At 62.2% G+C, this 12,624-nt stretch carries 13 protein-coding genes; 9 read left to right on the top strand and 4 right to left on the bottom strand.

All coding sequences use genetic code 11. From position 1 onward, the window contains the following. The first annotated feature begins 21 nt into the window (after positions 1 to 21). The 7 genes from BLS48_RS23350 (at position 22) to BLS48_RS23320 (ending at position 6,360) form a co-directional block, all read left to right on the top strand. On the top strand, positions 22 to 741 hold the full coding sequence (locus BLS48_RS23350; protein ID WP_091582881.1) for an ABC transporter ATP-binding protein: 720 nt from the start codon (positions 22 to 24) through the stop codon (positions 739 to 741). Continuing rightward, the gene (locus BLS48_RS23345; protein ID WP_091582736.1) at positions 741 to 1,445 is read left to right on the top strand and encodes an ABC transporter ATP-binding protein; all 705 of its coding nucleotides are present in this window, start codon (positions 741 to 743) and stop codon (positions 1,443 to 1,445) included. The genes BLS48_RS23350 and BLS48_RS23345 overlap by 1 nt, the downstream gene beginning before the upstream one ends. 1 nt (position 1,446) lies before the next feature. Continuing rightward, positions 1,447 to 2,310, top strand: coding sequence for a branched-chain amino acid ABC transporter permease (locus BLS48_RS23340; protein ID WP_091582734.1), 864 nt, complete (start codon positions 1,447 to 1,449; stop codon positions 2,308 to 2,310). A gap of 5 nt (positions 2,311 to 2,315) precedes the next feature. Beyond that, positions 2,316 to 3,404: a branched-chain amino acid ABC transporter permease gene (locus tag BLS48_RS23335; RefSeq protein ID WP_091582731.1), complete on the top strand. Its 1,089-nt coding sequence runs from the start codon at positions 2,316 to 2,318 to the stop codon at positions 3,402 to 3,404. Beyond that, positions 3,397 to 5,151, top strand: a complete 1,755-nt coding sequence (locus tag BLS48_RS23330; RefSeq protein WP_091582729.1) for an FAD-dependent oxidoreductase — start codon at positions 3,397 to 3,399, stop codon at positions 5,149 to 5,151. The genes BLS48_RS23335 and BLS48_RS23330 overlap by 8 nt, the downstream gene beginning before the upstream one ends. Positions 5,152 to 5,159: 8 nt before the next feature. Continuing rightward, positions 5,160 to 6,044 (top strand): intradiol ring-cleavage dioxygenase, encoded by an 885-nt coding sequence (locus tag BLS48_RS23325; protein ID WP_091582726.1) that lies wholly within the window; start codon positions 5,160 to 5,162, stop codon positions 6,042 to 6,044. Between the two features lie 94 nt (positions 6,045 to 6,138). Continuing rightward, entirely contained in the window at positions 6,139 to 6,360 is a 222-nt protein-coding gene (locus BLS48_RS23320) for a hypothetical protein (RefSeq protein WP_091582723.1), read from the top strand. A gap of 108 nt (positions 6,361 to 6,468) precedes the next feature. Here BLS48_RS23320 and BLS48_RS23315 read toward each other — a convergent pair whose 3' ends face one another. From BLS48_RS23315 to BLS48_RS23305, 3 genes are read right to left on the bottom strand one after another with little or no spacing between them, the layout of a single operon-like run. After that, positions 6,469 to 7,290 carry an alpha/beta hydrolase gene (locus BLS48_RS23315; RefSeq protein ID WP_091582721.1) on the bottom strand — a complete coding sequence of 274 codons (822 nt, stop codon included), beginning with the start codon at positions 7,288 to 7,290 and terminating at the stop codon, positions 6,469 to 6,471. An 11-nt stretch (positions 7,291 to 7,301) separates the two neighbouring features. Then, a complete protein-coding gene (locus BLS48_RS23310; protein WP_091582718.1) occupies positions 7,302 to 8,789 on the bottom strand; it encodes an NAD-dependent succinate-semialdehyde dehydrogenase in 1,488 nt (495 codons plus the stop codon). A gap of 19 nt (positions 8,790 to 8,808) precedes the next feature. Next, positions 8,809 to 10,038 carry an iron-containing alcohol dehydrogenase gene (locus BLS48_RS23305; RefSeq protein ID WP_091582716.1) on the bottom strand — a complete coding sequence of 410 codons (1,230 nt, stop codon included), beginning with the start codon at positions 10,036 to 10,038 and terminating at the stop codon, positions 8,809 to 8,811. 174 nt (positions 10,039 to 10,212) lie between these two features. Here BLS48_RS23305 and BLS48_RS23300 point away from each other — a divergent pair, with 174 nt between their 5' ends. Together BLS48_RS23300 and BLS48_RS23295 are read left to right on the top strand one after the other, a co-directional pair. Beyond that, entirely contained in the window at positions 10,213 to 10,911 is a 699-nt protein-coding gene (locus BLS48_RS23300) for a GntR family transcriptional regulator (RefSeq protein WP_091582713.1), read from the top strand. 168 nt (positions 10,912 to 11,079) lie between these two features. Beyond that, on the top strand, positions 11,080 to 11,673 hold the full coding sequence (locus BLS48_RS23295) for a DJ-1/PfpI family protein (protein WP_091582710.1): 594 nt from the start codon (positions 11,080 to 11,082) through the stop codon (positions 11,671 to 11,673). A 46-nt stretch (positions 11,674 to 11,719) separates the two neighbouring features. On the opposite strand, the gene BLS48_RS23290 is transcribed toward BLS48_RS23295, so the two are convergent. Further along, the gene (locus tag BLS48_RS23290) at positions 11,720 to 12,616 is read right to left on the bottom strand and encodes a GntR family transcriptional regulator (RefSeq protein ID WP_091582708.1); all 897 of its coding nucleotides are present in this window, start codon (positions 12,614 to 12,616) and stop codon (positions 11,720 to 11,722) included. Positions 12,617 to 12,624 lie beyond the last annotated feature (8 nt).

The raw sequence follows: 12,624 nt of genomic DNA, 5'->3' as shown, positions 1-12,624 counted from the left end.
GACAAGGGGGACGGTGAGCGCATGCCCATCCTCGCGCTTTCCAATGTCTCGAAACGCTTCGGCGCCCTGACGGTCGCCGATGCGGTTTCGTTCGAGCTGCGGCAGGGCGAGGCACTCGGCATCATCGGCCCGAACGGCGCCGGCAAATCGACGCTGTTCAACCTGATCACCGGCAACATCGCCGCAGACGCCGGCACCATCGTCTTCGACGGTCGCGACGTAACAAAACTGCCGCCAATGCAACGCTGCCTTGCCGGCGTCGGCCGCTCCTTCCAGATCCCACAGCCATTCGAGAAGCTGACTGTGTTCGAAAACCTGCTGGTCGCAGGCGCCTTCGGCGCGAAAAAGACCGAAGCCGAGGTTGGCGACCGCTGCGCCGAGATCCTGGTCGAGACCGGGCTGATCGGCCGCGCCAACCATCCGGCCGGCGGCCTGAGCCTGCTGCAGCGCAAGCGGCTGGAGCTTGCCCGCGCACTGGCGACCGAGCCCCGGCTGCTGTTGCTGGATGAAATCGCCGGCGGCCTGACCGAAGACGAATGCGGCATGCTGGTCGACACGATCCGGACCATCCACAGAGCCGGCATGTCCATCATCTGGATCGAGCATGTGCTGCATGCGCTGAACTCCGTCGTCGAGCGGCTGCTGGTGCTCAATTTCGGCAAGATCATCGGCATGGGCACACCCGATGCCGTCATGGCGTCACGCGAGGTCCGCGAAATCTATCTCGGGATCGAAGTCTGATGGCCTTGCTCGAGACAAAGGGGCTGACTGCCCACTATGGCGACTTCCAGGCACTGTTCGGCGTCGACATCGCGCTCGACCCGGGCGAGACCATCGCCATCATCGGCGCCAACGGTGCCGGCAAGACGACGCTGATGCGCTCGATTGCGGGCATTCTCACCAACCAGCCGAAAGCCGTGCTCTTCGACGGCGAGGAAATCGGCGCGATGCCCGCCCCCGACATCGTCGCGCGCGGCATCGCCATGGTGCCGGAGGGGCGAAAGCTGTTTCCTTCGTTGAGCGTCGAAGAGAACCTTCTCATTGGCCGCTATGGCCGCGCCGTTGCCGGGCATTGGAGCCTCGAAACGGTCTACGAGCTGTTCCCGATCCTCAGGGAGAGGCGCGCCAATCCGGGCACGGCATTGTCCGGCGGTCAACAGCAAATGGTGGCGATCGGACGCGCCCTGATGTCCAACCCGCGCGTGCTGTTGTGCGACGAGATCAGCCTTGGCCTGGCACCAGTCGTCATCAGGGATATCTACACCGCCTTCCCGCGCATCCGCGCGGCGGGTGCTTCGATCGTCGTGGTCGAGCAGGACATCGGCCAGGCGCTGAAAGTCGCGGACCGCGTCTACTGCATGATGGAAGGTCGCATCACGCTTTCCGGTGCCCCGGCTGCGCTGACGCGTGAAAAAATCCACGCCGCTTATTTCGGGGTGGCCTGACATGGCCTGGCTCGACACCATCATTCAGGGCGTTCTGCTCGGCGGTCTCTATGCCCTGTTCGCGGCGGGTCTCAGCCTCGTCTTCGGCATCATGCGGCTGGTCAATCTGGCGCATGGCGACCTCATCGTGCTCGCTGCCTTCCTGATTCTGATGCTGGTCTCGGCCCTCGGTCTCAATCCGTTCCTTGCGGCCCTGTTGGCGATGCCGCTGATGTTCGCCATCGGTTGGGCGTTGCAGTTCTTCCTGCTCAACCGCACGCTCGGCACCGACATCCTGCCGCCGCTGCTTGTTACCTTCGGCCTCTCGATCGTCATCCAGAACGGCCTGCTCCAAGGCTTTGCCGCCGACAGCCGCCGCATCTCGGTTGGCGGACTGGAATCCGTGTCCGTGGCGCTTGGCCCGATCAATGTCGGCGTCATGCCGCTGCTGACACTGGCCTCGGCCATCGCCGTGATCGTCGGCCTCAACCAGCTCTTCTACCGCACATCGCTCGGCCGCGCCTTTCGCGCCACCTCTGATGATCCGGTCACCGCCGGATTGATGGGCATCCAGCCGAAACGAATCTTCGCCACCGCCACCGGAATCGCCATGGTGGTGGTGACGATTGCAGCACTCTATCTCGGCACGCGCGCCAATTTCGATCCGACCATCGGACCGGCGCGGCTGATCTATGCCTTTGAAGCGGTCATCATCGGAGGCCTAGGCTCGCTCTGGGGAACGCTGTTCGGCGGCATCGTCATCGGCATCGCGCAGACTTTTGGCGCCGCGATCAACCCGGAATGGCAAATCCTGGCCGGGCATCTGGCCTTCCTGGTCGTGCTCCTTGTCAGGCCGCGCGGGCTCTTTCCAAGGGCAGTGGATTGAGCGCCATGACCGACCTCACACTCACACGCTGGAAGGTTGAAACGCGGACGAAAGCATCGAGTGCTTTCGCCATCGTCGCCGCACTCATCATCCTGCTCGCCTTGGCCGCACCGCTGTATCTCTCGCGCAGCGTGCTGCAGGATCTGTTCTTCATCCTCACCCTGCTGGTGCTGGCGCAGAACTGGAACCTGCTTGCCGGCTATGCCGGGCTGGTCTCGGTCGGCCAGCAGGCCTTTGTCGGCTTTGGCGCCTACGCCATGTTTGCCCTGGTGATCCTCGGCGGGTTCGACCCGCTGGCCGCGATCCTGCTCGCCGGTATCGCCAGCGCCCTGCTCGCGATCCCGACTGCCTTCTTCCTATTTCGCCTGCAGGGCGCCTATTTCGCCATCGGCAGCTGGGTCATCGCCGAAGTGGTTCGCCTGGCGCTGGCGCAATGGAAGATGCTGGGCGGCGGCACCGGCACCTCGCTGCCGCGCGAGGCGACCCGCGATATGCCGGCGCTGAAGCTCATCGGTGAGCTGTTCGGCGTCAAATCGTCGGGTGCCGGCGACATCCTCACCTACTGGCTGGCGCTGCTCTTGGCCATCGCCACCATCGGCCTCGTCTACCGCCTGCTGCGCTCCAAGCAGGGACTGGGGCTCGCCGCCGTGCGCGACAATCAGGAAGCAGCACGCTCGGTCGGCGTCGACGCGCGGCGCATGAAGACACTGGTCTATCTGGCCGCGGCCTTCGGCACCGGGCTCTGCGGCGCGCTGATCTATGTCCAGAAAGCCCGCATCTCGCCGGACGCCGCCTTCTCCGTCATCGACTGGACTGCCTATGTCATCTTCATCGTCGTCATTGGCGGCATTGGCACCATCGAAGGGCCGATCGTCGGCGTCATCGTCTTCTATATCCTGCAGAACCTGCTGGCCGACTATGGCTCCTGGTATCTTCTGATCCTCGGGCTGATCGGCATCGTCATCATGCTGTTTGCGCCGCGCGGCCTGTGGGGCCTGTTTGCCGAGCGCACCGGCATCCAGCTTTTTCCGGTCCGCCGCCGGCTGATCGGTGGACCTGTACCAGTAGCCAAAAAGGGAGGGCCGCATGGCTGACATTTCTACCGACGTGCTGACCATCGGCACCGGGCCCGCGGGCTCGGCGACGGCAGCGCTGCTTTCGACCTATGGGGTCGAGAACATGGTCATCAACCGCTATCGCTGGCTGGCCGCGACGCCGCGCGCGCACATCACCAACCAGCGCACCATGGAAGTGCTGCGCGACCTCGGCAAGGATGTCGAGACGGAAGCCTACATGCACGCCACCGAGCAGGATCTGATGGGCGAGAACGTGTTCTGCACATCGCTCGCCGGCGAGGAGATCGGCCGCATGCGCAGCTGGGGCAAGCACCCGCTCAGCCGCGCCGAGCATCTGTTGTCATCACCCTCGCACATGAACGACCTGCCGCAGACCTTCATGGAGCCGCTGCTGTTCAAGACCGCCTGTTCGCGCGGCACGCAGTCACGCATGTCGATGGAGTATCTGTCGCATGTCCAGGACGCCGACGGCGTCACCACAACCTGTCGCGACCGCTTGACCGGCAAGGACATCACCATCCGCTCAAAATATCTGGTCGGCGCCGATGGCGGCAATTCGTTGGTCGCCGAACATGCCGGCTTGCCCTTCGAAGGCAAGATGGGTGTCGGCGGCTCGATGAACATCCTGTTCAAGGCGGACCTTTCGAAATACGTCGCCCACCGCCCCTCGGTGCTCTACTGGGTGGTGCAGCCGGGCGCCGATGTCGGTGGCATCGGCATGGGCCTGGTGCGCATGATCCGGCCGTGGAACGAGTGGCTGATCGTCTGGGGTTACGACATCAATCAGCCGGCGCCCAAGGTCGACGACGCCTTCGCCAGGAAGGTGGCGCGCGACCTTGTCGGCGATCCGGAACTCGAGATCGAGATCCAGTCGGTGTCGACCTGGACCGTCAACAACATGTATGCCACGCAGACTTCCAAGGGTCGCGTCTTCTGCATGGGCGATGCCATCCACCGCCACCCGCCGTCGAACGGGCTCGGCTCCAACACCTCAATCCAGGACGGTTTCAACCTTGCCTGGAAGCTCGCCCATGTCCTCAAGGGCAAGGCCGGTCCGAAACTGCTCGACAGCTATTCGCAGGAGCGCGCGCCGGTCGCCAAACAGATCGTCTCTCGCGCCAACAAGTCGATCGAGGAATTCGGCCCGATCTTCAAGGCGCTCGGCCTGCTCGATTCCATCGACCCGGTGAAGATGCAGTCGAACATGGATGCGCGCTGCGACGACACGTCGGCAGCCGAAGCGCAGCGCGCCAGGATCCGCGAGACCATCGCCTTCAAGGTCTATGAATTCGACGCGCATGGCGTCGAGATGAACCAGCGCTACAAGTCGAACGCCATCGTCACCGACGGCCAGAAGGAGCCGGCCTTCGAGAAGGATGCCGAACTGCACTACCAGCCGACATCCTGGCCAGGCGCCCGGCTGCCACATGTCTGGGTTCACTCCGACAAGGGCGACAAGGTTTCCACACTGGACCTGACCGGCCACGGCAAATTCACCGTTTTGACCGGCATTGGCGGCCAGGGCTGGCTGGACGCCGCCAGGACGGTCGGCAAGGAGCTGGGCATCGACATCACTGGCCATCTCATAGGTCCGCGCCAGCCCTGGCAGGACTTTTCCGGCGACTGGGCGCGTGCCCGCGAAGTGCGTGACAGCGGCATTCTTCTGGTGCGTCCGGACCAGCATGTCGGCTGGCGCAAGGATGCGATCAGCAGCGACCCGGCAGCCGACTTGCGCCGGGCTCTGACGGCAATTCTGGACAGGTGAGGACCGATATGGAAGCGCACGAGAAAGGCTTCTTCACCGAAGAGAATTCGGTCGAGGTCGTCACCGGTCGCAACAAGAATGCAAAGAGCGAACGGCTGAAGACGGTGATGGAGGTCATCACGCGGAAACTGCACGAGGCCGTCAAGGAGATCGAGCCGACGCAGGACGAATGGTTCGACGCCATCCAGTTCCTGACCAGGACCGGGCAGCTGTGCACCGATTGGCGGCAGGAGTTCATCCTGCTCTCCGACGTTCTCGGCGTCTCGATGCTGGTCGACGCTATCAACAACCGCAAACCGTCGGGGGCTTCGGAATCGACGGTGCTCGGGCCTTTCCATCTCGCCGACGCACCGGAACTGCCGATGGGGGCCAACATCTGCCTCGACCACAAGGGCGAGGATATGTTCATCCATGGCCGCATCCTCGATACTGAAGGCAAGCCGATCGCCAACGCCGTGCTCGATGTCTGGCAGGCCAATGACGAGGGTTTCTACGATGTGCAGCAGAAGGGCATCCAGCCCGACTTCAATTTGCGCGGCGTCTTCCGCACCGGCGCCGATGGCCGCTACTGGTTCCGGGCGGTGAAGCCGAAATTCTACCCGATCCCCGACGACGGCACGGTGGGCAAGCTGCTCCATGCGCTCGGCCGCCATCCCTTTCGCCCCGCGCATCTGCACTACATCCTCAAGGCCGACGGCTTCGAGACACTGACCACCCACATCTTCGACCCCGACGACCCCTACATCAATTCGGACGCGGTGTTCGGCGTGAAGGAGAGTCTGTTGGCGCAGTTCAAGCGCATCGACGATCCGGCACGCGCCAAGAGCCTCGAATTCGCCAATCCTTTCTGGGACGTGGAGCACGATTTCGTGTTGGCGGCAGAAGGAGCCTAGACGGGGCACTTCCGCACAGCTTGGCGGTCAGGCCTTCTGCCGCCTCACTTGTTACAGAGGCGTGGATTTCCGGGGGCAGCACCGAGCTCCGACCGTGCCAGGCGTTTCGGCCTCATCCATTCGCCGCGCACCCGATGCGCATGACATCGGTCACTTGACCGTGGACATTCAAGATGTCAGCAGCGTGGGCTTCCAGAAGCAGCCGTTTGCCCTGCAGATCCAGGCAGGCCGGCGAAGAGAGCCAATATTCCTGGCCGTCGATCCAGAGAGCGTCAACCTGTTCGATCCTGGCAGCGAGCAGCGCGTCGATATTTAAGGCAAGCGGGGTAGCGGAACGACGTTGTCCAACATTCAGGCATAACAGAGCGAATGCAGACAGCTTGCGTCAGCCTGCATGGGTGGCGCCGACATCTCGGCAGGTGGCTCAGCGGTTGTTTGCAATGAGTTCCGCCAGGCAATCGCCAGCCTGGGTTCCCGGCACGCCTAGATCTCTGACACTGTCCATGTGATTGCGGTTCGCAAGAACGAGCGACTTTACTGGCGATCCCTGGCGCAGCAAGCTCGCCTTGAACCGATCGGCTTGATGATGGAAAGGCGGCGTCTCATTGGCTCCGACCAAAACCGTCACCTTGGTTTGAGCATCATGGCGGTAGGCAAGCGGCGTAAACGTGGCGACTTCCTCATCGGTGATTCCAATCTCGGTGGCGAGAAAGGAATCCTGGAGCGGTTTTAAGTCGTAGAGCCCACCAAGCAGAAGGGCGGCCTTCACATTAGAGGGGGTGTGCTCACTGTTGAACAGAAACGTCGCAAGATGCGCTCCAGCCGAATGCCCACTGACGGTCAGCTTTGCCGGGCTTCCGCCATGGTCGGCAATGTTGGCCAGGACCCACTGCTTGGCGCGGCGCACCTGGTCGACGATCGTCGCCATTCTGACCTTGGGCATCAAGGCATAATCGAGGATCACGGCAATGGCCCCGGCCTTGGTAATCGTCGTCGCGACGTATGAGTAGTCGCGCTTGGAGAACATCCTCCAGTAACCGCCATGGACAAACATGTGCACCGGCAGGGCCGATCTTTTGCCCGCGGGAAAGAACATGTCCATGGTTTCGCTCGGATCCGGTCCGTAGGACACCTCCGCTGTCATCGCAAGGGTGGCGCGGGCCGCCTCGCTGCGGTCAACGATGTCCTGCACGATTTCGTCAAAATCCGCGACATGGTCACGGATACGGAAAGGATCGGCTTGCATTCTTGCTCCGCTCAGATGCTGACGGCGATGTACTTCGCCTCCAGGAACTCGGCAACGCCGTGCTTCTGACCACCTTCGCGGCCCAGCCCGCTCTGCTTGACCCCGCCGAAAGGCGCCGCCGGATCCGACATCAGGCCGCGGTTCAGGGCGATCATGCCCGACTCGATCTTCGATGCCACACGCATTCCCCTGGCCAGGTCACGCGTGTAGACGTAGGCCGCGAGACCGTATTCGGTGTCATTGGCCTTGGCGATGGCATCCGCCTCGCTGTCGAAGCGCATGATCGGAGCCACCGGACCGAATATCTCCTCGTGTACCATTGCGGCGTCGGCGGACACGTCGCGCAGCACCGTCGGCGGGTAAAAGTAGCCTTTCCCTTCAGTGACCGCCCCTCCGCACAAAACCTTGGCGCCACGGGCAACCGCGTCCTGGACGAGGCGGTCGATCTTGTCCACGGCCTTCCTGGTGATCATCGGACCGCACTCGGTGTGCGAATGGGTGCCAGCACCCACGGTGAGGGCGGCCATGCGTTTGCTCAACCCATCCGTAAAGGCATCATGGATGCCGGCCTGCACGTATAGGCGGTTGGCGGCCGTGCAGGCTTCGCCGGCGTTGCGCATCTTGGCAATCATGGCACCGTCGAGCGCTGCTTCCAGGTCGGCGTCGTCGAAGACAATGAACGGTGCGTTGCCGCCAAGTTCCATGGAACAGGAGGTGACGTGTTTCGCGGCCTCGGCAAGGAGCACGCGGCCGACGCCGGTCGAACCGGTGAATGACAGCTTTCGCACGCGTGGATCGGCCAGCATGGCCGCCGTCACCGGCCCGGGGCTCGAGGTCGTCAGGACGTTGACGACGCCGGGCGGCACGCCGGCTTCCTCGTAGAGCGCGGCAAGCGCATAGGCCGTCAGTGGCGTCTCGCTGGCGGGCTTCAGGATAACGGTGCAGCCGGCCGCGAGCGCCGGAGCGATTTTGCGCGTCGCCATGGCGGCCGGAAAATTCCACGGCGTGATGAGCACGCAAATGCCGATCGGCTGGTAGTCGACAATGATCCGGTTCGCGCCCGAGGGCGCAAGGCCGAACTCTCCGCTGATGCGGACCGCCTCCTCGGCGTTCCAACGGAAGAACTCGGCGGCATAGGCGATCTCGCCGCGCGCATCGCGTAGCGCCTTGCCGTTCTCCAGCGAGATCAGCGCAGCCAACGTCTCCGCCCTTTCGGTCATCAGTTCGAAGCAGCGCCGCAGGATTTCCGACCGCCTGCGTGGCGGGGTCTCGCGCCAGCCGGCCGCTGCCTTCGCGGCCGCGTCGACGGCGGAGGCGGCGTCGGCGAGCGTGGCATCGGGAACCGCCGCGATCACGGCTTCGGTCGATGGATCAACCACTTCGATCACGCGGCCCTCCGACGAGGGCTGCCAGCGGCCACCAATGTAGAGACCGTGCGAGAACGTCGCGTAGTCGAACATATCTTGATCCTCATCGGATATGCCTGCGGAAATGTTCATTGGATGACCTCCTGGCCGATCACATCATGGTGGCGGACATGTCGCCGTCATAAGCAGCCCTGACCAGACGTCGCATCGCGGCGAGGTCGAACGGACGCGGATTGTTCTTGATCAACCGGTCGATGCCGAGCGCCTGCTCAGCCGTCCAGTCGATCTTGTCCTCGGGAAGCCCCAGTTTCGCCAATGTCGGTGTGATGCCGATGGCGCCAAACAGCCGGCTCACCTCCCGAATGGTGGCGTGTGCCAATGCATCGACATCGCGGCCGCTCAGAGGGGAAAGGCCGAGAGCAGTGCCGACTTCGGCAATCTCCGCGGCGGCGGCGGCAAGGTTGTAGTTCATCACATATGGCAGCATGGTGGCGACGCCCAGACCATGCGGAGTATGGGTTAGCGCGCCGACGGGATACTGCACCGCATGGGCGGCGGCCGTTCCCGCCGTGCCGAAGGCGCAACCGGCGGCCAGCGCTCCCATCATGACGTCGGCGCGCGCATTCTCGTCGGATCCGTCGCGATATGCCTTTTCGAGACTGCGGCCCAGCAGCCTGATAGCCAGAAGCGCGAAATGGTCGGTCAGGGCACTCTTGCCGACGAAGACATGCTGCTGCGGCAAATGAGGATCAGCGCCGCGTTTGGCCGCTGTGAAGGCCTCGATTGCGTGCGTCAGTGCGTCGGCGCCTGCGATCGCCGTCAGGAAAGGTGGACAGGTGGCGGTCAGATCCGGGTCGCAAAGCGCCACGGCGGCGATGAGATGAGGACTGGCAATCCCCACTTTCAGCGTCCGATCCGGGTCCGAAATCACGGCGACGGGGGTCACCTCGGAGCCTGTCCCGGCCGTTGTCGGCACTGCGATCACGGGAAGGGTAGGGCCCGGTACCTTGAACTCGCCGTAGTAATTCTCGAGCTTGCCGCCATGGCTGAGCAGAAGCGCGGCGCACTTGGCCATGTCGAGACAACTGCCGCCGCCGATTCCGATCACCATGTCCGGCTTGAAGGTCTTCGCCTCCGCAATGCAGGCGGCGACGCTGTCGCGGGGCACATCCGGCAGCGTTCGGTCGTAGACCAGCGTCTCTATCGTCGTGTCGTGCAAGCCAGCAAGAATTTCGGCGAACTGCGATGTCGCCGCGAAACGCTCATCGGTACAGACGAACGCGCGCCGGCCATATTTGGCGGCAACGGCAGGCAGCACGCGGCGCTGGCCTTTGCCGAACAGAATCTCGCGCGGCAGGCGCGCCGCTGCAAACAAGGTCATGAACGGGATCCTTCGAACGCGGATTGCAGGCCAGGAGATTTAAGTTCGTTCCAGAGACCAACCTCGACGCTCCGGGACATTCCCATTCGATATCCCCTATTAAATCGTATAGGATATAGGATTGAATTGCGCGGAGCATCGTGTTAGTGGGTGCTTCTGTCAAGAGGCAAAACAATGCAGAACCCGGACCTGACGGTTGACGACGAAGCCCGCCCGACCGGCCGTATCCAGCGCGCCAACAGTCTGGCTGGCGACGTTTACGAGGCAATCTTCGCGCAACTGATGTCTTTGAGAATTGCTCCGGGATCACGCATCACCGTCGACAATCTCGTCAAGGAATTCAACGTCTCGCATACCCCCATTCGTGAAGCGCTTGGCCGGTTGGAGGGTGAGGGGCTGGTGGTGAAGACCCACCTGATCGGCTATCGAGCCGCCCCGCAAATCACGCGCCGGCGCTTTGATGAGCTTTACGAACTGCGTCTTCTGCTTGAACCTGCTGCCGCGGCCAAAGCCACCGCAACACTGGACGACGAGCGCCTTGCCGTGCTGCAGGAAGCGGCTGGCGTCATGGCCCGGCGGGTGGGAAAAGACGAACGCCTGCGCTATTCGAACTTCGCCCGTCAGGATGCGATCTTCCACGACAAGATCGTCGAATTCGCCCAGAACGAGCTCATTCGCGAAACTCTGAATCACCAGCATACCCACTTCCATATCTTCCGCTTGATGTATCACTCGCGGGTAACCGAAGAGGCGCTCGACGAGCACGAGGCTATTCTCGCTGCCTTCTCCGCGGGCGATCCCGACGCCGCCGAAAAAGCCATGCGTGCGCACATCGAGAATTCGCGGGACCGGCTCCTGCCTGCGTTCGAGTAGCCATTGCGATGTCGCCTGTCCGGAGCACCGTCAAGTTCGACGCGCCGCTGGTCTCAAAGGCAAGCGCGAAGGATGTATTTTTCAAGTCCCCTTTGTCCCGATTTCGATCTCATGGAAAGGCGAGGCGCGAAGTGCGCCTCGCCGTGTAAAAAGCCGAGAGGAAGAGCCATGCCAGGCAAAAAAATACTTATGCTGACCGGTGAATTCACCGAGGAATATGAAATCTTCGTCTATCAGCAGGCAATGGAAGCAGTGGGGCACACCGTTCATGTCGTGTGCCCCGACAAAAGCGCCGGAGACCTGATCAAGACATCGCTGCACGACTTCGAAGGCGATCAGACCTACACCGAAAAGCCCGGTCACAACGCGCTTATCAACAAGACATTCTCCGACGCTGAGAAGCAGCTGAACCAATACGACGCGGTCTACTGCGCCGGCGGCCGTGGCCCCGAATACATCCGTACCGACAAACGCGTACAGGCGATGGTGCGTCATTTTTACGAGGCCAAAAAGCCAATCTTCACGATCTGCCATGGCGTGCAGATTCTGATTGCAGTGGACGGCGTCGTTCGCGGCAAGAAGGTGGCGGCGCTCGCGGCTTGCGAGCCAGAGGTGACGCTTGCAGGCGGCACTTACATCGACCTGTCACCAACCGATGCCTTTGTGGATGGTACGATGGTTTCGGCCAAAGGTTGGACGGCGCTTGCGGCGTTCATCCGCGAATGCCTCAAGGTGCTGGGAACGGAAATTCGCCACGCCTGAGCCTTTTGTCCCGACGCATTCCTGAGGGGATGCGTCGGTCGATCGATCATTCATCAAGTCCAATCAGCGAACGCATCAGCGTCGCTCTTGCCGAAGCCAGATGGGCTCGGCAGGCCCGCTCAATCCGTTCAGGATCGCGGCTTTCGAGCGCATCGATATAGGCGAGATGCTCAAGGATTGCAGCATGGTTGCGCTGCTCTTCATCCTGCTTGTTCCACTGGTAGTGGTAGTGAAAAATGAAACTGATAATATCGTAAAAATCGTCGATGAAGCGGTTCGGTGAAGCCTCGTTTATGAGCCGATGAAACCGGTTGTCGAGGCCGGAAAAGTCGTGAAAGCGGCTTTCGATTCGTGCCAGCAACTCGATATGCGCGATCTTGAGCGCGGCGAGCTTGTCCCACAGGGGCGAACTGTCGGGCTGCCGTGAAAACAGTTGCGCCGAGCGCAGCTCGAACATCACCCGGATCTCGAACAGCTCAAGTGCGAAATCCTCCGTGAAGCCCTTGAAAAGCCAGCCCGTATTCGGCCTTTTCTCGATCAGCCCAAACCGGCTGAAGCGGATCAGGAACTCGCGAATTCCGTTGGTCGCAACACCGAACTGCCGCGCGAGCTCGAGCTCGTTGATGCTGGTTCCGGGCTTGGTGTCACCCCGCAGCATCCATTCCATGAACTGTTGTTCGACATGCTTGGCGCGAGACGTTGTTTCGACGTCTGGATAGTAGTCGTAGTCGCCCACCGCGCGGCCCGTCGCCCTCAGGCCATCACGTTCGGTAATGAGTTCGCGATGAACAAGTTCTCGCAGAACCTTTCTGACCGTCGTGCGGCTGACGCACATTCGCCGTCTGAGTTCATTTTCGGACGGAAGTTCGCCGGCCAGTTGTCCGTCGCGCAGCATAGTTGCAGTTCGATTGAAGGCCTTCTTGTAGACGGTGTCGGTTCTCATCGGATTTC

The organism is Mesorhizobium qingshengii, from assembly GCF_900103325.1.
Taxonomy (GTDB): Bacteria; Pseudomonadota; Alphaproteobacteria; order Rhizobiales; family Rhizobiaceae; genus Mesorhizobium; species Mesorhizobium qingshengii.
Note: the sequence above shows the minus strand (reverse complement) of the source record. Positions and strands in the feature narration are given on the sequence as shown.

Coding starts and splice junctions, on each gene's coding strand:
- BLS48_RS23350 (WP_091582881.1), top strand. CDS start 22: ATGCCCATCCTCGCGCTTTCCAATGTCTCGAAACGCTTCGGCGCCCTG.
- BLS48_RS23345 (WP_091582736.1), top strand. CDS start 741: ATGGCCTTGCTCGAGACAAAGGGGCTGACTGCCCACTATGGCGACTTC.
- BLS48_RS23340 (WP_091582734.1), top strand. CDS start 1,447: ATGGCCTGGCTCGACACCATCATTCAGGGCGTTCTGCTCGGCGGTCTC.
- BLS48_RS23335 (WP_091582731.1), top strand. CDS start 2,316: ATGACCGACCTCACACTCACACGCTGGAAGGTTGAAACGCGGACGAAA.
- BLS48_RS23330 (WP_091582729.1), top strand. CDS start 3,397: ATGGCTGACATTTCTACCGACGTGCTGACCATCGGCACCGGGCCCGCG.
- BLS48_RS23325 (WP_091582726.1), top strand. CDS start 5,160: ATGGAAGCGCACGAGAAAGGCTTCTTCACCGAAGAGAATTCGGTCGAG.
- BLS48_RS23315 (WP_091582721.1), bottom strand. CDS start 7,290: ATGCAAGCCGATCCTTTCCGTATCCGTGACCATGTCGCGGATTTTGAC.
- BLS48_RS23310 (WP_091582718.1), bottom strand. CDS start 8,789: ATGAACATTTCCGCAGGCATATCCGATGAGGATCAAGATATGTTCGAC.
- BLS48_RS23305 (WP_091582716.1), bottom strand. CDS start 10,038: ATGACCTTGTTTGCAGCGGCGCGCCTGCCGCGCGAGATTCTGTTCGGC.
- BLS48_RS23300 (WP_091582713.1), top strand. CDS start 10,213: ATGCAGAACCCGGACCTGACGGTTGACGACGAAGCCCGCCCGACCGGC.
- BLS48_RS23295 (WP_091582710.1), top strand. CDS start 11,080: ATGCCAGGCAAAAAAATACTTATGCTGACCGGTGAATTCACCGAGGAA.
- BLS48_RS23290 (WP_091582708.1), bottom strand. CDS start 12,616: ATGAGAACCGACACCGTCTACAAGAAGGCCTTCAATCGAACTGCAACT.